Origin of the sequence: Pantoea allii (assembly GCF_002307475.1) — a bacterium.
Lineage (GTDB): Bacteria > Pseudomonadota > Gammaproteobacteria > Enterobacterales > Enterobacteriaceae > Pantoea > Pantoea allii.
Window position 1 is genome coordinate 1 of the sequence record NZ_NTMH01000024.1, and the last position, 26,153, is coordinate 26,153.

Genomic DNA, 26,153 nt, shown 5'->3' on the forward strand with positions numbered 1-26,153 from the left:
GCCGCCCGTCTCCGCCGAACCGCAAAGGGCCGCGTTTCGGGCCTCCCGGCTAAGGTCTGATGGCTGAGGTCAAGGGCTGCAACCGGCTGTCGCCGGTGCGTTCACCGGGCGCGGGCGCCCTGTAAGGCCGTCACGCCGTTCCGTCGTGCCGCAGGTGTTCATGCTCATGTTATCCCGTGCGGCTGTTCTGTTCCGGTGGTTCAGCGCGGAGGGCTGACAGTAGCACAGTCCGTCGCCCTCCCACTCCGGTACGCTTCGCCGTTCCTCACCCGTTCGCACTCGCCATAAACCCGGCTCGCTTGCGCTGCGGCTTCCGGTGACGCCTCCGTTCCGGTCGCCGGCCGGTGCCACTTTGCCCTTCGCCGCGATGAACTCACCGAAACATGGATAACAGCAACCGACAGAGGAGAACCAGCATGAACACACACAACGTCAAGACCGCCGCTTCTGAATCTACCGAAACACGGGTTGAAGGGACAAAAGTCAACACAGGACTGACAGCGGATCAGTTTCAGGATCTCAGCGAATTCATCATCGACAACGGCACGTTTTGCGGGCCAGGCGGAGTGACCTGGCAGGAACTGGCGCTGTTTGACGAAATCATCGATCCGTCAGAAGACGGTGAGCCACGCAAAATTTATGTCTGGGAGGGCTGGCCATACGCCCTTTATGAATTCGACCTGGGCTACACGGCGATCAATTACGCGCAGACCCGAAAACTGATCGCCTGGTCACTGGAAAACGCCGGTAAGCATTCCTCAGTGCCGCGCTGAGCGACAAACGCCCGATGCCGGGACAACCCCGGCTTAATAACAACGTATCTTAGAGGTAATCACTATGGTCAGTTTTGCAAGCCGTTATGCCCCAAAAACATCCATTCGCGAAAACCGCCCGCTCACCAATGATGAGCTTATGCGGTACGTCCCGAGCGCGTTTTCCGTTGAAAAACACGAGTCGCGCTCAGACCGTTATACGTATATTCCGACGATTACCCTGCTCGACAAACTCCGCTCCGAAGGGTTCGAACCTTTCTATGCAAAACAGTCCCGCGTGCGCGACCAGAACCGCCGGGATTTTACCAAACACATGATCCGCCTGCGTCGCGGAAATAACGGCAGCGGCAAGGAAGTACCTGAAATTGTTCTGCTGAACAGTCATGACGGTTCCAGCAGTTATAAAATGATCCCCGGTATTTTCCGCGAAGTCTGCACCAACGGGCTGGTCTGCTGGAAAACATTTGGTGAAATCAGCGTGCCGCACAAAGGTGATATTGTCAGCCAGGTAATTGAAGGCGCGTATTCGGTTCTCGATGTGTTTGAAAAAGTCGAAAATAATATCGGCATGATGAAGGGGATTCAGCTGGATAAGGCGGAAAGGCTGCTGCTGGGCCAGCTGGCGCTGGAATACAAATATGAAGACAAAGCACCGCCGGTGACCGCCGAAAATATTATTCACCCCCGCCGCTGGCATGACAAAGGCACCGACCTGTGGACGTCCTTTAATATCGTGCAGGAGAACCTGGTAAAAGGTGGCCTGTCGGGACGCACTGAAAAAGGGAAGCGTACAACCACACGACCTGTTAACGGCATCGACGGCGACATAAAATTAAATCAGGCGTTGTGGAAGATGGCGGAGGAATTCGCGAAGCTGAAAAGTTGAAAAAGTAAACCCCGGTTCGCCGGGGTTTACTTTTGGGCCGTGCCTGGCTCAATCCGGCTAAGCGTTATAGAAGGCGATTTTTCAATAGGCCCGGTTTTATTCATTCGCGCATAAACTTCATCCCTCGCAACCAGAACGCGGTAGATGCTTTTAATTATCGCGGCATACTCTCTGCGCTGTTTAATTAACTTCGGGTTCGGTCCGGTGTTATACATACCGACCGTATCCCACGTTCTGCCATACTTTTTGAAATTGCTCGCCTCGATCCATGCGCCGGTATAAATGCAAATACACGGATCGGCCAGTAAACGTTCCCGCGTAATATTGAATTTCTTTAAAGCATTGAAGTTTGAACTGTTGATTTGCATGTTGCATACGTCAGTGCTTTTTCGTGCGCTTTTGTTGTTTATTGCGTTATTACGCATGCGCGACTCCTGAATGGAATGTGCCATGAGTAAACGCGGATCGATTCCGAAATCATGCCCGGCTTTCGTGAAACACATTTCTGGTTCAGCCTGAACGGTGAATGCGATAAAAAGGACGGAGGCGGGTAACCACTTCATATTTATGGGATCTCATGTGCGTGCGCAAAATGCGCCGTGCTGTGTCTGCGCAAAAAATACCTTCTCAGATCATCCTGTGCAAGATAATTCGTTACAGACGCGCACTCTGCGCTTGTTGCCTGTAGTCAGCACCAGGCAGAGGTTATTTAAATTCCACTTAAGACACATATTCAACTAGCCGCTTTTATAGTTTCTCTTTCATCACACCCCACGCAAGATTTCATCTTGCGGTTTTGTTTTTTTAAAACATGTAGTTAGCCTTAAATTATTTTGTTTTTTTTAAAGTATGAATGAAATAGTGTGTTAATCCGCACACATTACAGTGCCTGATTAAGTGATATGATAGTGCCTGATTGTGTGTGATTGCAGTGCTGGATAGTGTGGGGCTACAGTGCCGGTCAGTGTGTGAATCCGGCACCATAAAAGGCACTGCCATGTGTGTTTATTGTGGTTGTTCATTTTTATCAATAGTTTAAATGCATTGAGTGGGCGGATGGTGCTGAATTGCCACACCTGAAATTGCCCCGTGGTGCCGGATTGTCACACCTGATTTCAGGTGGTGGTGCTCAATTAACACACCCGTTAAAGCGGCTTTTTAAGGTAATTTTGCAACGGAAGTGCCGCATTAACACACACCAGAATGATGTGAGGTGCTGCATTGACACACCAAAAAAAGCGTACTGAAAAAAAATATAAAGTGCCGGATTGACACACAGTTAAAACAGGCCGAATAATAAAAAGAAGCTACCTGACTTTTACACGGTTCGCGTGGTTTTGAACAGGCCATTTTAATGTTATTTATTCGCTGTCATCTGGCGAGGTTGCCGGGTGAAGCGCAGGGGAAAGTGATGGGAAGAAGAAATATCTATTTCAAAGAAAAAACAGAAAGGGAAGTGCAGGAGATGGTCGATATGGAAATCCAGAACGGGGCCACTCACGGTGAAATAAACTTCTCATCGATGGTGAATGAGCTGGTTGGTTTCGGACTGATGGTAAAAAAACACCAGGATGAGGGCGGTAAGTTTGATTTAGAAGGGTTTAATCGTGACCTCATTCGCAAGGTGTCAGGCACGAGGGAAGGGGTGAGTATTTTAATCGCAATGGTGTCAGAGATGTACCTGAACATGCGTGGAGAAAACACCAGTGAGTTAATGGAGGAACTTCTGGACAGGAATTTATCTGCAATTAATGACGCTGAAGACAAAGCATCCAGTAAGCATTTTCTTGCACAGGAATAGCGTCAAAGGCATGTCAATATTTCTTCAGTCCCGACTCGTTAATGACTGAGTGAAATTTAAATTCTCGCCGGTATCATTCATGCTTTTGCTGTAAGTGCTGCCATGATGGCTTTATCCCTGCGCTGGATGAGTGCAGGGGTTAACTGAAATCATCAGCCTCATATCAGAGTGGGTATCAGGTATTGAGTGGGGATGTGAAAGTGTTTTTCATTCACCTTTCTTTCGGTGAAATAAGAGCGCTCCCTGCCGTGACTGGATGCCATTTATCCTGTGGCGCAAACGACAGGTTTATTGTGTCGTTTACGCCGTTATATATCCTCTTTTCAGTGTGCTGAAACACGGCGTGACAACGTTAAGCCTGAAATGCTTCAGGCCCGACAGGGCTTAAAATAAACGGTACGTATCACACCCGTGACGAGCTAATCACGCCTTAACTTTTTTCAGCACGGTTCCGGATTTCGGAAGGGAAGAGGTTAACCTGAAGATAAGGGGTTTTCTGCACGCCCTACTTTTTCATAAATAAATTCATCAAAAAGCACGGCCAGTTCCCGTAACCGGTGAACCTCTTCATTTTCCGGCAGCTGATGTTCGGTCAGATAATTCAGGGAGCCCAACAGCCGCTGCATTATTTCATCGTTCATGCTCCGCCTGTTAAATCGTGCGCTTATGTCAATATCACGCCGCAGGTTAACCGGAAAGCTGCTGCTGAATGCCCGCCTCTGTCCGGGAATAAAGATTTTTTTATCCTCATTCTTTTTTTCGTCTTCAGCATACGTCTGGCGAATGATGTCCAGTCTGCTCTGAATAAATTCATCGAACATTCTTGCCAGCGCAATAAGCCGCTGGCCTTCATCGGTTTTAATAAGTGGCCTTCGTGGAGAGAACTGAAGAGAGAATATTAACCGGCTGATAATTTCATCGTTGGTGGTATATCCGCGAACCCGCGCCGCGACGCGCAGCTCCGTCAGGAGATTTTCCGGCAGCCACAGCTTCCGGTACTGGACCTCCCCCTGAGCATACTTGCGGGGCCTTCCTCTGCCGCCACCCATTTTTTCTTTAACTTTCATGCTTCTGGTTCCTCCTTGCGAGGCGTCCTTAGTCAGGAGCAAAAGCCTACGCCAGGTGCTTTCAGGATTAATCTTAAAATTCATTAAAGTAACCTGTAAAAGTGTGACATGTGTCACAGATTTTTTTTTTTTGAGAAAATGTACACTTGCATCGCGTTACGTCTGTTTACGTGCGTTGACATTTCCTTAACTCAAACAGAGGGATTTATACATGAAAGTTGCCACATCCGGCTCCGCTCTGACGGAGGGGGCTGCGGAAGCCTGTCCGACGTTCAGTGAGGCGCCGCTGACGGTCCTGACCGTCATGGCCAGTCGGGGTTTTTCGTATCTTCGTCAGCACCGCGCAAATGCCATTCTTGTCTGTATGGCCATTCTGGTTTTTGCACTGCCGCACATCGGGCATGCAACTGACCTGCTGGCAGGGCAGAAGCAGGATGCCAAAGATACGTTTGGTCACGGCTCAACGGTGGAGTGGGGGATTTACATCTGTGAAATCATCCTCTCTGCAGGCCTCTACATGAAAACGCGTAACCCGATGCACTTCGTCGGTGGTCTTGCCTTCCTGATTGTCATCACCAAAACGTTCTTCGCCCTCGCCGGTTAAACCGACATGGACGGGGACGCTCAGCAGTATCTGTTTCCGGAAACACTCAACCAACAAAAACGCCTGATGGGACTCCCGACCGAGGAGGCCATTGTTGTCATTGCCTGCGCCGGTATCGGGCTGCTCTGCGACATATTCATCGTGATGTTGTTTGTGGCCGGTGCGCTGTGGCTGTTAATCCGCCATCTGAAGAAGGGCCAGGGCACCTGGTGGCTTCTGAACCTTCTCTACTGGTATCTGCCGACCGTGCTTCTGCGGTTGCAGTTCCGGCGCGTACCTGACTCAGCAAACCGGCACTGGATGCAGTAAACCCGGCGCCACCGCACGGTGGCGCTTTTTTGACTTACTGGAGAACGCTATGAAGTATCAGGTCGGGAATGAGCGTAACCGTGTGGTTGTCGCGACGCTGGCGGGGCTGCTGTTGCTGGTCTTTCTGCTCGGTGCCGGCAATGTCATCACCGGTTCACTGGCGTGGCATTTCTATCACACCCAGAAAACGCTCACCATACCGATGGGCTTTGACCGGCCTTTTCTCTCTGACGAATCCGGAGGTGACGCGGCCCTGAATGCCATGCTGGTCAGGGCATTCGTCAATCTCCGCCTGTCCGTCACGCCGGAAACCGTGGATGCCCAGCACACCGCCCTGCTGAGCTTCGTCCCCCCGGCAGACCGGGACACCATGAAAAAGCAGCTTGCCGCCGAAGCTGACTATATCAAGAAGAGCGGGGTGACCTCCGTATTCCGCATCGACGATGCAGCCACCGATACCACCACCGGTGACATCACTGTCCAGGGGGTACTCAACGCCAGTACGTCAAACGGCAAACTGCCACTCCCGGATGCGAATAAAGCCTACCGGCTCAGCGTGCACTACGTGGACGGGCTTATCCGCCTGACAGCCTTCCGCGAAGTGCCCTGGACGAAACCTGAACGCCGCCCGCAACAGGAATGAACCATGAAGATAACTCTTGCCGCCCTGGCGGTTGCCGGTGCACTGGCCTCGCTGCCTGCCGCCGCACAGTATGCCGTGCCCGGACCGACCGGCACGCCGTTTGAAAACAATGCGCACCTGAAGGCGCAGATGAGCACGACCAGCCCGAACAAAATCGTCATCGATGGCGAGCTGATTACCGGCGTGACCGGTCCCGAAGGGGCGTACACCAAAGAAACAACCGCCGATGGTGCCCTGCTGATAGCCCCGCTCACCACACGGGACTTCACTGTATTTATCGAGACCGCAAACGGCATCAGCCTGTCACTGGACGTGTCGCCCAGGCCCGGCAGCGGACGCACGATTGAACTGATACCGGCAGATGCGCCGGTTAAGGCTAATCCGGACGCGGAAGCCTGGGAGGAAAGCCAGCCTTTCCAGACCACGCTGGTCAGCCTGGCCCGCACCGTCGTGAACAGGGGTGTGCCTGACGGCTATACCGACATGAAGGTCAGCCGGGGCCCGGCCTACAATCCGCCCGCCGGTGTGCTGCTGACGCCCGAGCGCCAGCTGGTCGGTTCTCACCTGCGCGTGGTGCGCTACCGCATGAAAAACACCGGTTACGTGACGCGCATGCTTGCCGAGAAGCAGTTCTGGCAGAAGGGCGTGCGTGCGGTGATGCTGTCCACAAACACCCTGTACGCCAGTGGTGAAGGGCTGCTCTGGGTAGTCTTCTCCACCGGAACGGAGGGCGGGGATGAGTAACATTAACATCGCCACGCGCCGCCGCCAGTGGACCATTGCAGGCGTATCCGCTGCCGTGATGGTCGCCATCGGGGGCGGTGTCTGGGCTTATTCGCATCATCAGGCCGAGCTGGAGCACCCCACCGCCAAACCGGCACCGGATATGACGGGCGGGCTGGTCAACACCTCATTCACGCAAGGCGTGAACACCTCAGCCCTTCAGCAGCAGCAGGAGAAGACAGCCGGTCTGGAGCGTGACCTGGGCACGATAAAAAACACCCTCGTCACGCAGAATGAGGAGCTCAAGAAGCAGCTGAGCACCCTCACGGAGCAGCTGACACAGCTGCAGACGCGGCAGGCTCAGGAAAGTAAGCCCGTAAACGGACCCGGACAGGGGAGCGGCACCGCCAGCCAGACCTCTGCCAGCGGCCCGGTTGCGCATGGCCCTGCCGGTCCGGCGCAGTGGAGTATTACCGACCCGCAACGCGGTCCCGCTGCGGGGCAGGGCAGTCAGTTCTATCCGGTGCAGGGACAGGGGTATGCGCCCGGCAATATCCCGCCACGCACGGGTGGACTTCAGCGCGATACCTTTACCTATGCCTCGCTGAAAAAGCCCGTTCACAAGCTGCCCTGGATACCGTCAGGCTCGTTTTCTGAGGCCGTGATGATTGAGGGCGCAGACGCCAACGCCAGTGTGACCGGTCAGCAGAACACCTCGCCCGTGGTCATCACGCTGCTCGGCGACGTCTCCATGCCGAACGGCCGCACCTACAACATGGACAAGTGCCGCGTGACCGGCGAAATCTACGGGGATATCTCCAGCGAGCGCGGTGACGTCCGGACCAAAAACATCAGTTGTATCCTGAAAAACGGCGATCACATCGATATGCCGTTTGAGGGGCACGTGTCCTTCCAGGGGAAGGTCGGCATTCGCGGGAAACCGGTGATGCGTAACGGCCAGATTCTGATGAATGCGGGCGGTGCAGGCTTCCTGTCAGGCCTCGGGGATGGCTTCAAATCTGCGGCCACGCCGATGGTAGGGCTGGGGGGAACGGCCACCATCGGTGCCGGCGACATTCTCAAACAGGGGTTCGGTGGCGGTGCCAGCAAAGCCTCTGAAACCCTGAGTCAGTACTACATCAAACGTGCAGAGCAGTATCACCCCGTCATTGACATTGGTGCGGGCAATGCCGTGACCGTGGTCTTCCAGCAGGGTTTCCGGCTTCAGACCATCGAAGAGGCCGACGCAGAAAAAGAGAAGAAAGAAGCACCGCAGCCGCAGGTGCAGCAGACCGCCGCCAGCACAACGGCAGGCACGTCCGGCAATGGCAACCCGACAGTCCCCGACCCGAACGAGGTCCTTAAGCAGGCGAGCCAATTGAGACTGGGTGACACCATTAATTAAGGGAGCAGGGAATGGAAAACTGGCATGTGGCACAGACAAAATTTGGACAGGAAAAAAAAGCGGAGCAGCAGCTGACCAGTCAGGGGGTGGAAACCCTGCTGCCGGTGTTTTCCGAGGTCAGGCTGAAAAACGGCTTAATACGTCGTGTCGCTGAGCAGCCTCTTTTCCCAAACTACATTTTTGTGCGTTTCGATCCGGAAAAGGTGCATACCACCGCCATCAAGGCCACACGCGGCATTGCGTCACTCATCAGCTTTGGCGGTCTGCCCGCCATTGTACCTGAGCGCGTGATTGAAAAGCTGAAGAAGGGCTGGCAGGGTGCGCCGCAGAACAAGCAACTGCCGGAAGACGGTGACCGCGTCATCATTCAGGACGGCGCATTTGAGGGGATCGAGGCCATCTGGTGTGAGCCGGACGGAATGAGCCGCGCGGTGCTGCTGTTCAAAATTCTGAACCGTCAGATGCGGGTGCCGGTGGAAAGCCACATGCGTTTTCATATTGCCGCGCGGGCGGCGGAACAGCCGGACAGGAAAAGGATATGAACGTGATGCTTAAGCGGCGGTGGCCACGCGGTAAAGGGATCAACCTGTGTGGCCTTGTCGCCATGCTGTTGACAGACAATCTCGTCATGGCGTGGCTGATTAAGACTGGTCAGGTTGACGTTGTCAGCTGGCCGGTCTGGCGAATGATGGTGCTGGCGTCGCTGGTGACACTGGGAGTCCAGGTCCGGAGAGGGAAACACACGCTGTTGACTACGGTGCAGGCGCTGACAGGTTTATGGGCACTGTCGCTCATTGTCTGCATCGTTAACTCACTCATCATATGGGCGTGGCCATCCTCCGCTTTTTTGTATTCCGCACTGTGTGTATCTGCCTGTATGGGGGCTGTTGTTGCTCCTGCTATCACCCTGTTTGAACTGACATTTGATCGGGCCTGAGCACATCAGAACCTGACAAGGAAACCGGATATGAACAATTCGAATGCACGCCTGATAGTTTTTCTGCTTACTTTTCTTGTGGTTACCCTGAATCTGGTCGCTGTATACATCATGCTTCGCATGGGGGTGGGACCGTCCGGGGGCATAACGTGGCAGGTGTGGCGGATGCTGAACCTTCTTGCCTGGGCCACGCTGGGCTTACAGGTGCTTTCTTTAGGTAGCGGATTAAGTATGGCCCCGGTTTTCGCAGGGCTCGTTACCTGGCTTATCGTGCCGGCAGGATGGCTCGTTGAGGTTGCCCGTGCGGGTCAGCTTCAGGTGGCCAGCAAAGCATTCCTTTATATGGGCCCCTGCACAGGGGTTGTGCTCTCGTTCGGCGCGGCCGTATTCGTGCTGATGTTTGAAAGAAGACGCCGGTAGAGGGCGGGCTGTAATGAAAAAACAATTTTTCAGAGTGCTCGCCCTGCTGTCAGTCATGATGCTGGCCGGCTGTGATTATGGTGACAGGCAGTTTGATGAAGACCGGACAAAAGCACTACAGAATCCTGATGCGTTTCAGGCCTATCAGCAGCTGAACAAGGACGCGGAAAAAAACTGCCATCCCGGAGTGTTCAGAGCGACATGCTCAGAGGAAGTCCATACTGCGTATCAGGAGCTCGCACTTTCACTTTACCGCACAGCGTTAAACCGGCGCTCTCCCGCAGCCTTCATTGACCTGTTCATGCGGAATGACCCGCCGGAGGAGCTGCAATCCCGGATGCCCCAACTCGCTGAAGAACTGATTAATCTTGCCACGCATTCGGCGGGTGACAGGTCGTCAGCGCGTCTTCTGGCCACAACTGCCCACGTACTGGAACGGGGACAGTGGGTGCAGAAAGACAGCGTCCGTGCCGCTGCCTTTTTTGCTCAGGCCTGGCTTGCGTATGATACGAAGGCACACGCCAGTCTCAGTCGTCTTTACAGCGAGCAGCACGATGAGGCCAGCGCGCTGTTGTGGCGGTTGCGCTGTATTGGCGACTGTTACAACAAACTGGAAACTGCCGGGCCCCCCGCGACGCTGAGCCCGAGAGAGATTCTGCGCATTCAGTCTCTTGCAAAAGACCGGAGCATTATCACCGTGAACGGGCAGGCAAACTGGGAGGCGAAATGAACATTCTCGTCAGGGGGGCGCTTGTCGCGCTTTGCCTTCTGCAGACGCTGCCCGTTAAGGCTGGCGGTTTCTCTTCCCGATCATCTTTTAAATCTTCATCAGGCTTTGCCGCCCGCAGTCCGTCGTACCGGCCCTCCTCAACGGGCAGCGCGCCCGCATACAAAAGCTTCAGGCCAGAATCGGGCAGCGGCACGAAATCTGCCGGAGGAAACGGCAGTTCAGCGGGCCGGGGTAACGGCACGTCTCCGGGATACGGGCCTTCACCCTCTGCCCGGCAGTCTCTGCTTAACAACAACGGGCCTCAGCCCTCACCCCGGCTTCAGACCATTATCAGGGAGAAAGAGGCCAGTGGTCCCGGCTGGGTGGGAACGGCTGCGTTGGTCTGGTTACTCAGTCAGCACGATTTGTCTTCCAGCGATCGCGAGTGGATCAACAGCCGCCTGCGCGAGGCAAACAGCGACAGCAGCAGTGAGCAACCCGCCCCCGTGTCCGGACAGTCTGATGTCAGTTTTCAGTGGGCCATTCCGTCACACATTGTGAGTGGTCTGCCGGTAAAAATCGTCGTGACGGCGGTTCATTACGGGAAGGCGGTTTTGCCTTCCTGTGAACTCGACGATGTAAAGAGTGTGCCGGAAAACAACGCGGCAGTGCTGAACTGGACACCGGAAGACACGTTTTCTGCCGTGGCAACCTGCAGGGCTGAGGGCTGGGTAGACCAGCGTCTGCTTGCCGTTTCTCAAATGAGTGGAGGGGAAAGTGAATCTGAACCTGAACCAGAATGAGGATACTTTTAACAGGCAGCGAAAACAGTTTAATCGTATCCGTTGGATGAATGTTGGATGGCTGGAAAGACAGCCACCTCATGTTGAAACCCTTGCTGTGTGGGCTGTTACTGTCTTTATCGTGTTAATCAATCTGGATGATTTTTTTTCGGAACAAATCCGTCCCGTACTCCTGACGGCAGGTCTGGCATCGGTTGTTTTATCGGGTGTGTTATGGCTTCGGTGGCGAAAGAAACCGCATAACTGGCCTGACCTTATAGCAGACGAACTGGTTTCGTACCTTCCCACATACCCGGACGCTTTTGCCAGGCTGCAGCAAAGTGTTTTGAAGGATGGCCACCTTGACCCAAAGGTACTGGATGAATGGGTAAAGGAGGAAGAACGCGCAATTCGGGACAAACAACAGGCTTTAAACCGTCGGGAGTTCGCTTTCACGTTACGCAAAATGGGCCATGAAACAGAGGATCGCCATCATGACGACGCCCGGCACCCGTGAAGCGCGGATACGGCTCTGCTCGCTCCGCATCCGGTATCGTAAAGCATGGCAGTCACAGGCCGACAGTAACACCCTGGCTGCGCTGCTGATGGCCATTGAATCTGTTAACCAGTCACTGAATGGTCACTGCATTGAGCCAGAACCCTGCCTTCAGCAGACAGCAGCGGTCATGAAAGAGGAACAGCGAATGGCCAGTGAATCCCTGAAGTTAACAGGTAAGCTGCGGTATAACGCGGTAAGGAGTGACAGAATATGACGACCAGTAAAGTGTCAGATAACCGATCATCGAAGATCAATGAAATCCTGCGCTCACTTCTCTTACTCGCGGGGTTTTTTGGGTTGCTGACGGTAGGCGTGCTGTATGGGTTGCCGATGATGCTCCATGCTAAAAGTGAAAATAAACTGCAACAGATTGGCTCGCTGGCGATGGTGAAAAACAACTGTCACGGCTTCTTTTACCACGATGACGATGTTTCTGTGCTGGTGATGACCAGTGGTTACGTGGTGACAGTCAGCGGCTGTGTGAATGCCGATCCCGGCATAGCTGTGATGGAGCCGATAACCACTCTCACAACGGACGGTCGGGACATCGGTAAATACTGGTGTGTTAATGATATTTGTTATGAGCGAACAAACAAAGAAAACGACTGAGGAACCAGGCATGTTTTGCTGAGGCGCTTTTTCGAGAACGCGTCAGTGCTTCTGCATGAGGGGATAAAAAATGGCTGAAAAGACTCTTAAAGCCCGGCGGAAACAGCTTGTGCGTCTCCGAAGGATGAATTTCATGTGGTTAAAAAGGGTACCTGTTCGTACTGGAATCTGGGCCGCCTGGAGTGTCACTGTCGTGGTTTCGTTATTTGCACTGGTCTATACGGTCAGAGGAGGTCCGTACACTCTTCAGCTTCAGGTGGTTGCTATGCTGATGCAGTTTGTGTCATGGCTAAAGACAGCCAAGACACCCCATTACACATGGTCTGATCTGATTGCGAAAGAACTGGTTTTATACAAACCCACAGACGAGGCGGCTTTTGCCAGACTGAGGCAGGACATCACGCGAAGCTGCTGTCTGGACCCTCACAGGGTAGGTCAATGGATATCGCAGGAACTGAGTGCTCTTAACCGCGAAACATTCGCTTTGGCATCACGCAAAATGGGGCATGACACAGAGGATCGCCATCATGACGATGCGCAATACCCGTGAAGCGCGGATACGGCTCTGTTCGCTCCGCATCCGGTATCGTAAAGCATGGCTGTCACAGGCAGACAGTAAAACCCTGGCTGCGCTGCTGGCGGACATTGAATCTGTTAAAGAGTCACTGAACGGTCCCTGCATTGAGCAACAACCCCTGCCTTCAGCAGACAGCAACGGGCATGAAAGAGGAACAGCGAATCCCTGACGTTAACAAGTAATCAGCGCCTGTTCTGGCAGATAGTGGCAGACCTGGAAGACTGGAAAAAACGCGGCAACCCTGCGCAGTGGGTACGACCCGGGTTTTATCTCGCGCTTGTTGGTCTGGTGCTGCTACCGGCAGAGTTTGTGGCGGTTGTGAAAGCCTCATCAGCGACCAGCGGAAATCTGGTCGGGGCGGTAATGATTACGTTGGGAACATGGTCTGTTGCTTACGCCTGGGTGATTGACCGTGTCTTTCAGAGCTGGTCTGAACGTGTTTACAGACAGTTTGAACGTTATAAACCTGTCAGTGCAGAAGCCTGGCTGGAGATGAAGGAAGACGTGACTTTAAATCACAGGCTGACGCTCAGGGCGGCAGTGCGCTGGGCAGAAAAAGAGCGAGTGTGCCTGAGCGCCAGCAATGATCAATCCGACCCGACAGGTACTCCTCGGGCCTCATTCATGCAGTCGAAGCATAGCTGACCGGCTGCGTTGGCATAGGCGCTGAGGATAAGAGGAGTGGCGGCTTAAGTTTAAAAATGCTTTACGCGGGAAGGAATCTATGGCTGCAATCAGACATCCTGTCATGCGGTATCATGGTGGTAAATTCAGACTCGCCCCCTGGATTATTGAACATTTCCCCCCACACCGTTGTTATGTCGAACCCTTTGGCGGGGCGGCATCTGTTCTGCTTCAGAAACCGCGAAGCGAAGCCGAGGTCTACAACGATCTTGATGAGTATGTCGTGAATCTGTTTCGGGTCCTGCGCGACCCGCAAATGAGCCGACAGCTTGCAGAAGCATGCATGATGACGCCCTTTTCACGGGTTGAATTCCAGGAAGCGTACGAACATACGGATGAACCGGTTGAGCAGGCTCGCCGGACAATCGTGCGCGCCACGATGGGATTTGGCTCTGCCGGCGCGACGAAAGGCAGGACCGGTTTCAGGCTTGATAGCCGCCGCAACTACGCGACTGCGCAGGCTGTGTGGTCATGGGCCCCCGCTAACCTCATTGCAGTGGCTGAACGGTTCGCGGGAGTACTGGTGGAAAAACGGGAGGCAATCCAGTGCATGCTGGACCATGACACGCCGGACACGCTGCACTATGTTGATCCCCCTTACATGCACGAGGTCAGAGTCATGGCCAGTTCGTACTACCGGTATGAAATGGACACTGCTCAGCATGCCCGTCTTATTGACGTGCTCAAGGCGTTAAAAGGCTCGGTCATCCTCAGTGGCTACGATACTGACCTTTACAATGACATGTTAAAGGGATGGTCCAAGCGCGTTAAAACCACGGCGGCAAACGGTGTTTCCGGTTCGGTAAAGCGCACTGAATGCCTGTGGATACGGCTCAGAACTGAAGAGATCGCCTGTGGCACAAACTTCAGTTTCCTGTGAAGTTGAAGAACCTATAAAACTAAGAGCAGATTCTTACAGTAATCAAAACCAGCGTTTCAGGTATGAAAAGAAAGGTACCAACACCAGGGCTTTTCTCCGGCACCCATGAGCAGGACTCACCTGCCACTCTTGTTTCTACTCACTACGATTAACCTGCGGCTCCGCCGCCACTGAGGTAACTCCCATGCAAAAACTGTTTGCGTGCGCACTGCTGTGCGCGGCGCTGACCGGCTGTGCCGGCATGAATTCCGACTTTGACTGCAACAAAACGGCGACTGACCAGTGCCTGACGATGTCAGAAGCCAGTCACCTGGCAGACAAGGGAAAAAGTCTTGATGACCTGACGGCCAGCAGAGAAGCAGGCCCAAAGCCTGCCGCTGAGGCGCTGGCGACGCCCGGCAATGTGAAGCCCGCCATCGATCCGAATCGTAAAGTCACCGTTCCGGCATTTACTCCCCGTGCAGGAGGCCGTTCGCACCTGAGCAGCGATGCGCTGCGCGCCTCGACCATCCCGGTGAGAACGACGTCTGTACCCGATGGCAGCATCACGCCGTCAGATTACAGCGGGCCGGGCCATGTAGATGCGAAACGCATTCCGGATGCCACGCAGCGCCTCTGGATTGCCCCCTGGGTGGACGGCGAAGACAGCTTTCATCAGCCCGCCGTTGTGGAGTTTGTGAAGAAAAAATCGCGCTGGGATGAAGACTATCGCGTGATAAGTCAGGGAGATTAAGCATGAAGAGATGTGAAAGCGTGAGCCTGCTCAGCGGCAGAGGCAGTGGTTACGGGGCTTTCATGATGCAGCATATGCCTGAAAGTGTGGCAAGTGCAGAAGCCCTGAACGGCCAGGCATACAAAACTCATCCCTGGAGCATTTATATGGATGCTCCCATGATCCGGTGGCATACCTGCCCGGTAGATTCGACGGGCCACGGTAAAACCTTCTCTGGAACATTTCTGACGTCGCAGGTTATGTCATCCGCAACAGGTGACCGGCACTGGATGTCTTTCGGTAACGCCTCATGTCTCTTTTTGACCCCGTCGGAGGACAGCCATGCTCGCTAAAGTTCTCGATCACCTCACCGGCATTCTGGACAGCAGCCGCCATGAGGGCGGTGCCAGTTCGGCGCGTAAAATGCTGAAAGACAGCATGAACCATCCCTCAATTACCAGCCTGCTGCCGTGGCGTGAGTTTGATGACAAGACTGAACTCTTTATCAATACGCGCTCGGTCGGCTTCATCCTTGAGGTGGCCCCCCTGGCCGGTGCCAATCAGCAGGTGGTGCAGGCGCTTGATGACCTGCTCCGCAAAAAGCTGCCGCGTAAAACGCCGGTCACCGTACTGATGGTCGCGAGCAAATGCGTTGGCGACATGCTGGAGCAGGGACTCAGCCGTGACATGTGGAAAGGGGACATGGCCCCGCGCCTTAACGCCATCACTAAAGCTTTCTGGGAGCGCTCGGCGCTGAAGGGACTCGCCAACAATCGTGAGTACCCGCTTTATCTGCGTAACTACCGGGTGTTTCTGGTGTATGCGCACCCAGGTACTGGCGGGATCAAGGCGATGGACACGGTCTCTCAGTTGCGTGAAACGCTGAAGGTATCATTGCAGGCGGCCCATATGGAGACGACACGTATAGGGCCTGATGAATTTCTGAACGTCATACGTGAGCAGATCAACTACCGTCCGGGGCAGGTCACCCGTGATGACGTGCAGTGGAATCCTGAGCAGGAACTGCATCGTCAGTGCGTAGATCACAGCACGGAAATGGAAGTGCACCCGGACTATCTCCGCCTCACCACGGCACGCAAACCGACTGACCGTCGTGTCGGTGATGAGGGTAACTCCCGAGTGGCCAGCTCCCGTATCGTCAACATGCAACTGACGACCGTACCGAAAAGGTTCGCGCTGTGGCAGGTCGCAGACAACCTGCAGAACATTCGCTATCCGGACCTGGGCATTCCTTGCCCGTTTATGCTGAGCTGGACGGTCTGTCTTGAAGACCAGGTGGCGAGTCAGAACGAAGCTTTCCGTAAAGAGCAGGATCTGGGAAAAAAGGCGAATTCCTCCTACGGAAAGCTTTTTCCCAATACCCAGCGGACCTATCAGGAGTTCCGCGACCTGCGTATGGGACTGGCCAGCAACGAAATCGCCATGTGCAGCTTCAACCTCAACCTGACGCTGTTCTGTCCTGACAACGACAGTGAACAGCAGAAATGCGAACTGTCGGCGATAAACGTCTTCCGTAAGAATGACCTCGAAATTTCGGCCCCGCGCTATATGCAGTTGCGTAACTGGCTGACCACGCTCCCGTTCATGATGCAGGAGGGGTTGTGGGATGACATGAAACATATGAATGCCACGCTGCGCTGCAAGAGCTTCAATGCAGTGAACCTTATGCCGGTGGTGGCAGAGCGGCAGATGGCTCAGTCCGGCAGCCCGCTTCCCACTTTTCGCAATGCGCTTGCTTTCTTTGACATGTTCTATGAACACAACGGCTCAACGAATTTTAACGTTGCCGTGACGGGTACAACCGGTGCAGGGAAAAGTTTCTTTATTCAGGAAATCCTGCGGCAGGTTCTTAACTCCGGCGGATTTGGCTGGGTTATCGATATGGGCGGCAGTTATAAAAACTTCTGCCGGCAGGCGGGCGGTTCGTATCTTGATGGTGCCACGCTGCGCTTTAATCCCTTTGCGAACGTCACCGATATCAAGGAGTCATCTGAGGGAATTCAGGGGCTGCTGACCGTGCTGGCCAGTCCGAATGAGCCGCTGGACAAGGTCAGCGAAACCATCCTGCTGAAAGGGGTGGTGGCCGCATGGGAGGCCAAGAAGAACAAGGCCCGCATCGATGACGTGGTTCATTACATGACGTCGCCAGAGGTGAAGGATATTTACGCAGAGCAGCCTACCATCATGAACCGCATCAACGAGCTGGTACTGCTGCTTGACCGCTGGTGCACATGGGGAGCCAACGGGGAATACTTCAACTCCGATAACCCGACGCTCGATGCAAACACCCGCTTTGCGGTTCTTGAATTGCTGAGCCTGGAAAACCAGCCACACCTGCTGTCGGCCATCCTGTACTCACTGATTCTGGCGATACAGGAAAAGATGTATCACTCACCGCGTGATCTTAAAAAACTGGCCATTATCGACGAGGCCTGGCGACTGTTCAGTGGCTCAAACCCACATGCCGCCAAATTTATTGATACGGGTTACCGCACGGTGCGCCGCCACAAGGGGGCTTTCATCACCATCACGCAGGGTATAAAAGACTTCACCGGCACAAAAGACCAGGCGGCTCCACCTGCTGCGGCTGCGGCATGGGACTGCTCAGGAACCAAGGTCACGCTGTTGCAGGATGCCAAAGCTTTTAAAACTTACCTCAATGCCAACCCCGATCAGTTCAGTGAAGCAGAGACGCAGATCATACGGGGCTTCCAGCCTGCGCGCAGCACAGGGTTCAGTTCGGTGATGATTTCCAGTGGCGAACACAGTTCTTTCCATCGCGTGTTTGTTGATCCGATCACGCGCGCCATGTTCAGTACGCGCGGAGATGATTACCAGTTCATGACGAACGCTCAGAAACTGGGGGCGACCAGTGAGGAGGCGGCTTACCTGCTTGCGTGCCAGCCGCATATGTATAGGGAAGAGGTGGAAGAACTTGAGCGCTGGGCCGGGATCACGGCGGCTTAACCAGAGGAAATAACGATGCAGGATGAAAATACGTTGCCCGTCCGTGAGGGCGGACAGTCGTCTGGCAATTCACAAAAGTCTGACGACACACCTCTTCCCCCAGAGCAGCCCTTCTGGCGGCGAACCGGGGTGCGATACCTCGCCGGAGGGGCACTGATTCTGCTCCTCAGCGCCGGTATCAGCGCTCTGGTGGCCAGTGCAGCAAGGCCTGCCACGGTGGTGTTTGATATGAAGGGGACAATTGATGCATTCAGGCAACAGAGCGCCCTCAACCCCCTTACAAAAGAAGCGGCTGAGGTACTGACAAACCGCTTCAGCAGAGCCCTGAACAACAGTCTCAGTGACTGGCAACAGCACCATTCAGCCCTGATTCTGGTGAAAGGGGCCGTTGTGAATGGTGCGGAGGATATCACGCCAGAGATTCAGGCCGACATAGCCCGCCAGATGAAGGAGGCACGATGAGAGCGAGGCTGGGTGCGCTGCTGCTCAGTATTGCCGTTGTGTGGCCTGCCGCCGCAAAAGACCTGGGCACGGTTGGCCATCTGTTTCCGGTATCCGAACCTGACCTGCTGGATTTTATCGCTCAGCGGCTCAAAGGAATGCAGGACAGCGGAGAGCTGGCAAGGCTGCAGCGGGAAGCGGAGGCAAGAGTCAAAGCCCATGCCGTTCGCCCGAAGCCGGTTGCAGGGCTTTCGCCCGCGATAAAAGACAGGGTTTACAGTTTTGACCCGACCTTCACGGTAAAGGAAACCATCACAGATATGCGCGGCAACGTCATTGCCCGTGCCGGTGACAAAATCAATCCACTGGACAGGGTGGCTTTCAGTGAGACGCTTTATTTCATCGACGGTGACAATGCGGCGCAGATGGGCTGGGCGGCAAAACAGATCAAAGGGCAACAAAACGTCAAAGTCATCCTGGTCAAAGGCAACATACACGACAGCAGTCTGGCGCTTGATGCGCCTGTTTATTTTGATCAGTACGGCACGTTAACAACAAAATTTGGCTTTGAGCATACCCCGGTTCGCATCACGCGTGACGGCCGCACGCTCAGGGTGGAGGAGGTGGCACTGAAATGAGTCACAACATGCGGGATGTAACGACACCCGAACACGTTAAGCGACATGCGACCACGGTGCGTATGAATGACGCCGACAAGGCCGGTCTGCGGCTCATGACGGAAGAACATCCGCTTTACACGGAGTCAGTGATTGTCCGTGCCGCGCTGCAGGTCCTTCTGGCGTTTAACGGAAAAATGCGCAAAGACATTGTCTGGGCGTCTCTGAACGAAACGGATGTGGCAACAGTGCTTCGCCGTGACGGTTTTCTCCTGGAGTCGTTTATCGATCCTGCGTCGCAGAAGGGTGGAAGCTATGAAGGATGAAGCGGCTCATGCCCTGGCAGAGGGCATCAGACAGGCTGTTACTTCGGCGTATGATTCGCCTCAAACGGTCACGGGAATGCCCGTTCTACAGATACAGCCGCCCGGTTCACTGCCCGAGGCTGTGGACGCACCTTTTCTTCCTGATGGAGTAACGGTCTGGTCGGTGCTGCTCACAATGGTGACGGGTTACGTTATAGGAACGCTTATCGGGAAAGTACTGAAGGCTGTGCATACCCGGCTGCAGCCTCCGAAGCAGGAGGTGACTTACGACGTTCCGGTCGAGAAAACCGGGTGTTATCCGCTGGGGAGTCTGAACATGGCGGCGTGTATGGCTCAGAGCGAGAACGCGAGGCTCTGGCAGCACCTGCTGGCCGCTTATGGCGGGGCGCTGGAGGATGAGGGCCACAGGTTGCGCAGAGACGAGCGCCTTAAGGTGATACTTCCTGATGACGTGCAGTTGAGGGTGGGGCTGAAAGTCGTCGGTGCCCGTCACCGCTATTTCACGCCGTTTCTGGACAGTGAGCATGAGGAAAAGCTGCAGACCCAGGCGTCAGAAGAGGGGTATGCGCACAGCTGGGCGGCTTCCTGTCAGAGGGCTGCGGAGGCAGCTGGCTGGTTCGTCACACTGAAAGGTGATGCCTTTCAGGCCTGCCATGATGCGACGAGGCCCCCGGAAGAGGCTGCGTTCGGGGCGCACCAGATCTGACCCATGAACCGGGAGGCATCAGGTGGAAAAACTAGATGTGCTGTATGTCGCGGGTGGGCTTCCCTTAACCCTGTGGGTGGCCTCATACGTAAGAAAATTCATACGTAAGCAAACGAACAGAGCGCTGGCACTACGCGCAGGCGGACGAAACGCACCACGGCATGCTGAAGCTGAGGCAGCCATTACACCGAGGTCGTTTATATCACAGCGCGATGTGCATTCGGGCTGGCTGCAGGAGGCATGGCCACTGCAGCAGGTCAGCATCCTCTGCTGGGGCTCGCCGGGTACGCTGCAGCGGGAAATACCCGATGGCCTGCGCCAGCTTGCCCGCTCACTCAGAAAGGAAAGAGGGACATTTACGGGCGGGAAACTGGGCAAAGAGGGGGTTTTACGCTGGCAGATGGAGTCTGATATCACCGCAGACAGCCCCTCATTTTTTGGTCCCGACTCTTCCGGGGGCAGAGCGCAGCCCGGGGCCTATACGCAGGTTTTCGGTCCTTACATGCCGATGCCTGACAGAGAGGCAGTGGTGGTTCTGCTGCAGGGTACGCACCATACAGCTCCTGAAACGCTGCCGCATTTTCTGCGGTCCGTGGCAGAGCAGATTGAAAAAGGCATCCTGCAGTATGGCGTTAACGACGGTTATACCGGCTGGGCTTTTATTTCCTGTCCATCAAAAAAAGCACGCTCCTCACATCAGGTCGGGACTGACGATGACTGGATGGCGGGAGCTTCGCTTTATCAGAGGTGATGCGCCTTCCGTGTTTATCCCTACAAGGCAGGGCAGGCCTCATTAAGGAGTCATGAATCATGATTGTGGCAAAGATCCTTCTGGTGACAGCGGGTATCGCAACCGTGCTGTGGATGTTCTGGATGATAATTTTCGGTAAAAGCGCACCCGATTTGCAGACAGACACGTCTCTGACCCGTAAAGCAGGTGATGACAGCAGCATCACGTCGGTCGTAATGATGAGCGGCCCGGACAGTGGAGGGCATGACGGAGGCTGTAGCGCATCCGATGCCGGCGGCGACTGCGGTGGCGGAGGGAGTCACTGAGTCTGACTCATCCTGCCTTACTGGATTTGATGCGGGCTGAACCTTTTGCGGCCTGCTGACAAAATCTTCTTAAACCGGAGTTCAGATTATGGACAGGTACAGCATTGTAATGACCCTGGTACTGGGCGTGTTTTTTGCCAGCCTTCTGGTCATAAAGCATTTCGCGTGAGCCTCTGAAACCTTCCTTCCCGCTGCACGCAGGCTGTTCGTTTCTCGCCCTGCTGCGGTACGCCTCAGCCTGCATTTCGCGGGCAGGCCTGACTAACTGACACTCTCCGTAACCGGAATACATTCTATGAATAATGTCGCTGAAATTTCGGCGCACGAAGTCGTGCGCGATCGCTGGGGCCACTGGACCCATCCTTATTATTATTCCCCACCAGATGACAGAGAGTTTGCGCCGCCCGGTGCATTTAATGACTGGCTGAAGACGCACTGCCTGCAGTCGGCGACATCGTGGATGGAAAATGAGGTGGAGGACCGGCAGATGAATCGATTCTGGAAAACCGGTGACTGCAGTGACTGGACTCCGGCTAAACCGCCCGGAGAAGGCTGGTTTACCGGCAGTATCCATGACACCGACGACGGTCCGGTCTGTGTCTGGCTTCGTTCGCTGTCGGACAGGACGGACGAATGAAACGATTATTACTGGTCCTGTGCCTGCTGCTGTCAGTGACGGTCATCAGGCCTGCAATAGCTGGGGGGAGTAACGCCGGTGACGGACGGTGGGTGAATCCCATCAGTGATGTCTGCTGGAAGTGCCTGTTCCCTATGACGCTCGGCAGTATTCAGCTGGCGTCTGGCGCGCACCCCGACACGCCGAACCCGTCTATGCCCATTCAGCTCTGTCCCTACGGCATCTTTTACCGTCTGGGGCTGGCCATCGGCTTCTGGGAGCCGCTGGCGCTCACCGACGTCACGCGCGAACCGGGCGTGATGGTCAATATGGGCGGATTTAAAATCGACCTGGGGCGCACCGGCACCGGGACCGGAGGGCAGAGTGACAGGCCCGCGCCGGGGGCCTTCTATCACGTGCACTGGTATAAATACCCGCTGCTGTTCTGGCTGAACATCATCACCAGTACCGGCTGTATGCAGACCGGCGACATGGATATTGCGTACCTCTCGGAAGTCGATCCTTTGTGGAACGACAGTACGCTCTCGATGATCATCAATCCGGAAGTGGCGCTGTTCAATAACCTGCTTGCGCAGGGGGCCTGTGCGGCGGACTCCATTTCGTCCACGGCGGGCATGCCGCTGGACCCGCTTTTCTGGTGCGCAGGTGCACAGGGCTCGATGTACCCGTTCACGGGCTATACCAGCAACGAGTTTTCACCGCTGGAGGCGTCCCTGCTGGTGACGGAACGCATGGCCTTCAAGCTGCACCGCGAGGGGCTGGTAATGGAGACGGTCGGGGCCGACACGGCGGTCTGCTATGAATATCCGTCCCCGATCATCCCAAAATCGCGATGGCGCTATCAGATGGTCAACATGTATCCCGAACCCGGCGACTGCCATCCGTTCGGGACCTCGACGCAGCTGTGGGGCAGCACTCATAACACCCCGGCCACGAAGAAGAACTTCGGCTGGCTGCTCTGGCGAAAGCGCAACTGCGTTTATCTGTAAGGACTCATCATGAACATTTCTCTGAGGGCACTGATCATCAGCGCCGCGCTGTTTTATGCCTGTGCTTTGTCCGCAGCGGAGCAGCCCACCGTATCAGGTGACAATCTGGCATACATGAAACAGCAGCAGCAGGAGCTGGAGCAGTTTAAAAAGCAACTGGAAGGCGCAAACATTGCGCTGCCTGACATGCAGCAAAACCGCGTGACTCAGTTCCAGAACGAGATAGCCGCGTCTCAGGCAGAGCAGAACAGCGCGGACCGCCCTGTACCGCGCGCGGTGTATTTCGTGAGCCTGGGCATTCCGGAGGACGGTCTGGTGCTCATGCTGCAGGATGCGCGGCGTTTTGGTATCCCGGCGACCATTCGCGGTCTGCTCAACAACGACTTTCATAAGACGGCGGAAGTCATGGTTGAACTCTCCAAAAAGGACAAGAAAGCCGGTGTGCAGATTGATCCGACGCTTTTTCAGCAGTACGGCATCAAAGCGGTACCGGCACTGGTGGTGACCTGCGGGAAAAATTACGACGTCATTTACGGCAACCTGGAACTCCGTCAGGCACTGAAAGAGATTCAGCTGCTCGGCGATTGTGGCTCCGTCGCGGCGCAACTGCTGAGAGAAGGGGAAAAGGGGCGATGAAACGGTTATGTCTTCTGGCGTTTCTGCTGCTCACCGGCATACGCGGTGCTTACGCTGATGCCAACAGTGATGCCTTCAATGATGCGAGTAACTTTGGTCAGAATAATAAAAATCAGGGCACCTCGTCCGCCAGTGGAACGGACCCGTCCTCGGTTATCCCTGGTTACACCCCGAACCCCTCGCAGAGCAGCAACTACGGCGGCGTGCGGGGCGGAGACGGCGGCATTGCCGACAAAGGTCAGACGTCACTCAGTCAGAATGACGCCGGTCAGGCGGTGAATGATTCCAGCACCAAAAACCCGTCGCCGAAGATTGATCCGAACGCCGACTTTATTCAGAACGGCAAGAACGCCGAGGCTAACGGGGGCAGTATCGTTGACGGCACTAACGCCAACTGCAGCGAAAAGGTTGTATCGAAGTCGGTCTTTGAGAACTACAGCTGCGACAGGGACGTGAATCAGATTCAGACCTGTGCCCGTACGGCAAGCATTCAGGTTACCGGCTCGAAAGAGACCTACACCACGCAGTTTGTGATGGACGCGAGAAACTCATCAGGCAACAACGAAGGGGACTGGTGGGTACGTTATGACTTCACGGCCCCGGACGACGGAACGCTGAACAGCGGCAGCTGGGTTTTTCAGCAGCCCGACTCACCCGACTATCACGGTGGGGGATTTACTTTTTCAATGCAGTCTTTAGGACAGTCGATCACATTCGACCTCAACAATTCAGGCGCTTTCTCCATTGCGTCACAGCATGTCAGTAAGGGGCAGGTCATATCCATGAGGCTCCGGTGGAATTCTTCTGGCCATAATGACAGTTACCGCGATGGACTGAAGAAGGCTCTGGCAAACGGGAAGTACGTAGCACGAATTACGCTCCCCATGACGGCAGAACGGGACACCACATCGTCAAAGGTTGTCTGGACCGAAAGCTGTCCTTTCGACAAATCAACGGCAACCAGCAGCGCGGGCTCGCAGTGCGTAGACCCGGGCGGGAACCGCACTATTACCCAGAACGGCCGGGATTACACCCAGTACAGCGACTGCTGGCAGTACTCGGACGCCTATGTCGTGCCGGTGAACTCCACGGGCAACTGCGACCAGCTCATCAACAACCGCAACTGTACGCTGGCCGGACGAAGCTGCTCCCGGTCAGAGGCGGGTGCCTGCATGCATGAGAATGACACCTACCAGTGTCAGACCACCTATACCTCACAGGGCCTGCTGTGTGGCGGCCAGTATTTCTGCCGCTCCGGCGACTGCAGCGACACGGACGGCACAGGGGACAATGGTTTTGATATGTCGATTTCAAAGCTTGCCGGTCTCGCCTCTGCAGGGGATGACGTAAAAAAAGGCAGTCAGACGGACATCCGTGCCTTTACCGGTCAGCCGATGTCGTGTCGCAAGGCCGTTGCAGGATTCTCTAACTGCTGCGTGGATACCGGCTGGGGCAACAGCTCCGGACTGGCGAACTGCAACAGCGAGGAGATGGCCATCGGCAAGGCAAAGGCCAAAAAGGTCACGGTTTACGTGGGTGACAAGTGCGATCACGCCGTGCTGGGCGTCTGTGTGCAGAAAAGTCAGGTTTACTGCGTCTTTGGCGGCAAGCTGAGCCGCATCATTCAGGAGCAGGGGCGGCGTGACCAGCTGCACGTGGATTTCGGCAGCGGCGATTCGCCGAACTGTCGCGGGATCACTGTGCCGGAGCTGCAGTCCATTAACTTTGACCTGATTAACTTCCAGGACTTCTACAGCGATCTCATGGCCAACCAGAAAATCCCGGATTCGGCCTCGATGGTTCAGCAGGCTAAACAGCGTATCGCTGCTCAGGCAGCGGCACAAAACGGAGGCAAAAAATGAAGCGTCTGCTGCTTGCCTGTCTGCTGATGGCAGGGGCTGCGCCGGTACTGGCAGATGATGCGCAGAGTGCCGACGCCGTAATCACACCTGCTGCGCCATTTACCGGCTGGCACTGGTATAACGAGCCCAAAAAGAAGCCGGAAACACCCGCGCCGAAAGTTAAACCGCCTCAACCCGGTGTGCCGGATTTCAGCAAGTTAACCCCTTCCGAGCAGGCTGATGTTCTTAAGGGGTACACGAAAGAGGCGCTTAACAACGCCATTCTGCATCCTTCAGCTGAAAATACCGCGACGTTTCTGCGCTGGCAGAAGTTCTGGACCGACCGGGCCTCGATGTTCAGCCAGTCGTTTGCCGTGGCGCAGCTTGATCATCCTGACCTCGATTACAACCTGGAGCATCCGCACTACAACAGTACGGCACCGTTGCAGCAGGCGCGGGACCAGGAGGAGCAGAACGACGCCATTAAAAAACTGTCCGGCGAATACGGCCTTTTCTACTTCTACCGCGGGCAGGACCCGATTGACGCGCAGATGGCTGGTGTAGTGGCGGATTTTGCCAGACTCCGGCATATCTCGCTGATACCGGTCAGCGTGGACGGCACCGTTTCTCCACAGGTGCCAGACAGCCGGACTGACGCCGGTCAGACCGCCAGAATGGGAATAACCCATTTTCCGGCACTGTTTCTGGTTGACCCTAAATCGAAGAATTACCGGCCGCTGGCCTACGGCTTTATGACCCAGGACGACCTGGCGAAGCGGTTTCTGAACGTAGCCACCGGCTTTAAACCCAACTTCTGAGGACTTCCTATGTTACTG

Annotated in this window: 35 protein-coding genes; 33 read left to right on the forward strand and 2 right to left on the reverse strand. The window is 55.1% G+C overall.

What is annotated here, in order from left to right:
- Positions 1-416 precede the first annotated feature (416 nt).
- Together CMR03_RS08180 and CMR03_RS08185 are read left to right on the forward strand one after the other, a co-directional pair.
- Positions 417-773 (forward strand): hypothetical protein, encoded by a 357-nt coding sequence (locus CMR03_RS08180; RefSeq protein ID WP_208625012.1) that lies wholly within the window; start codon positions 417-419, stop codon positions 771-773.
- A gap of 64 nt (positions 774-837) precedes the next feature.
- Complete coding sequence (locus CMR03_RS08185) at positions 838-1,659, forward strand: DUF932 domain-containing protein (RefSeq protein WP_096011279.1); 822 nt, start codon at positions 838-840, stop codon at positions 1,657-1,659.
- Between the two features lie 26 nt (positions 1,660-1,685).
- On the opposite strand, the gene CMR03_RS08190 is transcribed toward CMR03_RS08185, so the two are convergent.
- Positions 1,686-2,222, reverse strand: coding sequence for a lytic transglycosylase domain-containing protein (locus tag CMR03_RS08190; RefSeq protein ID WP_096011280.1), 537 nt, complete (start codon positions 2,220-2,222; stop codon positions 1,686-1,688).
- Between the two features lie 791 nt (positions 2,223-3,013).
- Between CMR03_RS08190 and CMR03_RS08195 the strand changes: the two genes are divergently transcribed.
- Positions 3,014-3,460 carry a relaxosome protein TraM gene (locus tag CMR03_RS08195; protein WP_019105066.1) on the forward strand — a complete coding sequence of 149 codons (447 nt, stop codon included), beginning with the start codon at positions 3,014-3,016 and terminating at the stop codon, positions 3,458-3,460.
- Positions 3,461-3,933: 473 nt separating this feature from the next.
- On the opposite strand, the gene CMR03_RS08200 is transcribed toward CMR03_RS08195, so the two are convergent.
- A complete protein-coding gene (locus CMR03_RS08200) occupies positions 3,934-4,611 on the reverse strand; it encodes an Arc family DNA-binding protein (protein WP_244181349.1) in 678 nt (225 codons plus the stop codon).
- 127 nt (positions 4,612-4,738) lie between these two features.
- On the opposite strand from CMR03_RS08200, the gene CMR03_RS08205 reads away from it, so the two are divergent.
- From CMR03_RS08205 to traF, 30 genes are all read left to right on the forward strand, one after another.
- Positions 4,739-5,131, forward strand: coding sequence for a type IV conjugative transfer system pilin TraA (locus tag CMR03_RS08205; protein ID WP_028715642.1), 393 nt, complete (start codon positions 4,739-4,741; stop codon positions 5,129-5,131).
- 6 nt (positions 5,132-5,137) lie between these two features.
- Complete coding sequence (traL, locus tag CMR03_RS08210; RefSeq protein ID WP_019105069.1) at positions 5,138-5,440, forward strand: type IV conjugative transfer system protein TraL; 303 nt, start codon at positions 5,138-5,140, stop codon at positions 5,438-5,440.
- A 49-nt stretch (positions 5,441-5,489) separates the two neighbouring features.
- Positions 5,490-6,083 carry a TraE/TraK family type IV conjugative transfer system protein gene (locus CMR03_RS08215; RefSeq protein WP_029571074.1) on the forward strand — a complete coding sequence of 198 codons (594 nt, stop codon included), beginning with the start codon at positions 5,490-5,492 and terminating at the stop codon, positions 6,081-6,083.
- A gap of 3 nt (positions 6,084-6,086) precedes the next feature.
- Positions 6,087-6,827 (forward strand): type-F conjugative transfer system secretin TraK, encoded by a 741-nt coding sequence (gene traK, locus CMR03_RS08220; protein WP_029571073.1) that lies wholly within the window; start codon positions 6,087-6,089, stop codon positions 6,825-6,827.
- Positions 6,820-8,211, forward strand: a complete 1,392-nt coding sequence (gene traB, locus CMR03_RS08225; protein WP_029571072.1) for an F-type conjugal transfer pilus assembly protein TraB — start codon at positions 6,820-6,822, stop codon at positions 8,209-8,211. Before traK ends, traB begins: the two co-directional genes overlap by 8 nt.
- Before the next feature lie 11 nt (positions 8,212-8,222).
- Positions 8,223-8,753 carry a transcription/translation regulatory transformer protein RfaH gene (gene rfaH / locus CMR03_RS08230; RefSeq protein ID WP_029571071.1) on the forward strand — a complete coding sequence of 177 codons (531 nt, stop codon included), beginning with the start codon at positions 8,223-8,225 and terminating at the stop codon, positions 8,751-8,753.
- Complete coding sequence (locus CMR03_RS08235) at positions 8,750-9,148, forward strand: hypothetical protein (RefSeq protein WP_029571070.1); 399 nt, start codon at positions 8,750-8,752, stop codon at positions 9,146-9,148. The genes rfaH and CMR03_RS08235 overlap by 4 nt, the downstream gene beginning before the upstream one ends.
- A gap of 30 nt (positions 9,149-9,178) precedes the next feature.
- A complete protein-coding gene (locus CMR03_RS08240) occupies positions 9,179-9,568 on the forward strand; it encodes a hypothetical protein (protein ID WP_019105075.1) in 390 nt (129 codons plus the stop codon).
- Positions 9,549-10,298, forward strand: a complete 750-nt coding sequence (locus CMR03_RS08245; protein WP_244181350.1) for a hypothetical protein — start codon at positions 9,549-9,551, stop codon at positions 10,296-10,298. The genes CMR03_RS08240 and CMR03_RS08245 overlap by 20 nt, the downstream gene beginning before the upstream one ends.
- A complete protein-coding gene (locus CMR03_RS08250; RefSeq protein WP_029571068.1) occupies positions 10,295-11,080 on the forward strand; it encodes a hypothetical protein in 786 nt (261 codons plus the stop codon). Before CMR03_RS08245 ends, CMR03_RS08250 begins: the two co-directional genes overlap by 4 nt.
- The gene (locus tag CMR03_RS08255) at positions 11,055-11,576 is read left to right on the forward strand and encodes a hypothetical protein (protein ID WP_242638502.1); all 522 of its coding nucleotides are present in this window, start codon (positions 11,055-11,057) and stop codon (positions 11,574-11,576) included. Before CMR03_RS08250 ends, CMR03_RS08255 begins: the two co-directional genes overlap by 26 nt.
- Entirely contained in the window at positions 11,554-11,832 is a 279-nt protein-coding gene (locus tag CMR03_RS08260; protein WP_244181351.1) for a hypothetical protein, read from the forward strand. Before CMR03_RS08255 ends, CMR03_RS08260 begins: the two co-directional genes overlap by 23 nt.
- Positions 11,829-12,227, forward strand: a complete 399-nt coding sequence (locus CMR03_RS08265) for a hypothetical protein (RefSeq protein WP_096011282.1) — start codon at positions 11,829-11,831, stop codon at positions 12,225-12,227. Before CMR03_RS08260 ends, CMR03_RS08265 begins: the two co-directional genes overlap by 4 nt.
- A 70-nt stretch (positions 12,228-12,297) precedes the next feature.
- Positions 12,298-12,777 (forward strand): hypothetical protein, encoded by a 480-nt coding sequence (locus tag CMR03_RS08270; RefSeq protein ID WP_052656070.1) that lies wholly within the window; start codon positions 12,298-12,300, stop codon positions 12,775-12,777.
- Entirely contained in the window at positions 12,755-12,973 is a 219-nt protein-coding gene (locus tag CMR03_RS08275; protein ID WP_096011283.1) for a hypothetical protein, read from the forward strand. Before CMR03_RS08270 ends, CMR03_RS08275 begins: the two co-directional genes overlap by 23 nt.
- A gap of 35 nt (positions 12,974-13,008) precedes the next feature.
- Positions 13,009-13,449, forward strand: coding sequence for a hypothetical protein (locus CMR03_RS08280; RefSeq protein WP_244181352.1), 441 nt, complete (start codon positions 13,009-13,011; stop codon positions 13,447-13,449).
- Positions 13,450-13,528: 79 nt separating this feature from the next.
- Complete coding sequence (locus tag CMR03_RS08285) at positions 13,529-14,368, forward strand: DNA adenine methylase (protein ID WP_029571062.1); 840 nt, start codon at positions 13,529-13,531, stop codon at positions 14,366-14,368.
- A 184-nt stretch (positions 14,369-14,552) separates the two neighbouring features.
- On the forward strand, positions 14,553-15,101 hold the full coding sequence (gene traV / locus CMR03_RS08290) for a type IV conjugative transfer system lipoprotein TraV (RefSeq protein ID WP_019105083.1): 549 nt from the start codon (positions 14,553-14,555) through the stop codon (positions 15,099-15,101).
- A gap of 321 nt (positions 15,102-15,422) precedes the next feature.
- Positions 15,423-18,068: a type IV secretion system protein TraC gene (gene traC / locus CMR03_RS08300; RefSeq protein WP_096011285.1), complete on the forward strand. Its 2,646-nt coding sequence runs from the start codon at positions 15,423-15,425 to the stop codon at positions 18,066-18,068.
- A 15-nt stretch (positions 18,069-18,083) separates the two neighbouring features.
- Positions 18,084-18,530 (forward strand): type-F conjugative transfer system protein TrbI, encoded by a 447-nt coding sequence (gene trbI / locus CMR03_RS08305; RefSeq protein ID WP_096011286.1) that lies wholly within the window; start codon positions 18,084-18,086, stop codon positions 18,528-18,530.
- Positions 18,527-19,147, forward strand: coding sequence for a type-F conjugative transfer system protein TraW (gene traW / locus CMR03_RS08310; RefSeq protein ID WP_029571058.1), 621 nt, complete (start codon positions 18,527-18,529; stop codon positions 19,145-19,147). The genes trbI and traW overlap by 4 nt, the downstream gene beginning before the upstream one ends.
- A complete protein-coding gene (locus tag CMR03_RS08315) occupies positions 19,144-19,452 on the forward strand; it encodes a hypothetical protein (protein WP_019105088.1) in 309 nt (102 codons plus the stop codon). Before traW ends, CMR03_RS08315 begins: the two co-directional genes overlap by 4 nt.
- Positions 19,442-20,158 (forward strand): hypothetical protein, encoded by a 717-nt coding sequence (locus CMR03_RS08320; protein ID WP_029571057.1) that lies wholly within the window; start codon positions 19,442-19,444, stop codon positions 20,156-20,158. Before CMR03_RS08315 ends, CMR03_RS08320 begins: the two co-directional genes overlap by 11 nt.
- Before the next feature lie 22 nt (positions 20,159-20,180).
- Positions 20,181-20,909, forward strand: a complete 729-nt coding sequence (locus tag CMR03_RS08325) for a hypothetical protein (RefSeq protein WP_029571056.1) — start codon at positions 20,181-20,183, stop codon at positions 20,907-20,909.
- A gap of 59 nt (positions 20,910-20,968) precedes the next feature.
- Positions 20,969-21,214 carry a hypothetical protein gene (locus CMR03_RS08330; protein ID WP_029571055.1) on the forward strand — a complete coding sequence of 82 codons (246 nt, stop codon included), beginning with the start codon at positions 20,969-20,971 and terminating at the stop codon, positions 21,212-21,214.
- A 295-nt stretch (positions 21,215-21,509) separates the two neighbouring features.
- Complete coding sequence (locus CMR03_RS08335) at positions 21,510-21,851, forward strand: hypothetical protein (protein ID WP_029571054.1); 342 nt, start codon at positions 21,510-21,512, stop codon at positions 21,849-21,851.
- Positions 21,848-22,840 carry a conjugal transfer pilus assembly protein TraU gene (gene traU / locus CMR03_RS08340; RefSeq protein ID WP_029571053.1) on the forward strand — a complete coding sequence of 331 codons (993 nt, stop codon included), beginning with the start codon at positions 21,848-21,850 and terminating at the stop codon, positions 22,838-22,840. Before CMR03_RS08335 ends, traU begins: the two co-directional genes overlap by 4 nt.
- Before the next feature lie 9 nt (positions 22,841-22,849).
- Positions 22,850-23,476 (forward strand): type-F conjugative transfer system pilin assembly protein TrbC, encoded by a 627-nt coding sequence (gene trbC, locus CMR03_RS08345; protein WP_029571052.1) that lies wholly within the window; start codon positions 22,850-22,852, stop codon positions 23,474-23,476.
- Complete coding sequence (gene traN, locus CMR03_RS08350; RefSeq protein ID WP_029571051.1) at positions 23,473-25,338, forward strand: type-F conjugative transfer system mating-pair stabilization protein TraN; 1,866 nt, start codon at positions 23,473-23,475, stop codon at positions 25,336-25,338. Before trbC ends, traN begins: the two co-directional genes overlap by 4 nt.
- Positions 25,335-26,135 (forward strand): type-F conjugative transfer system pilin assembly protein TraF, encoded by an 801-nt coding sequence (traF, locus tag CMR03_RS08355; RefSeq protein WP_019105773.1) that lies wholly within the window; start codon positions 25,335-25,337, stop codon positions 26,133-26,135. The genes traN and traF overlap by 4 nt, the downstream gene beginning before the upstream one ends.
- The last annotated feature ends 18 nt before the right edge of the window (positions 26,136-26,153 follow it).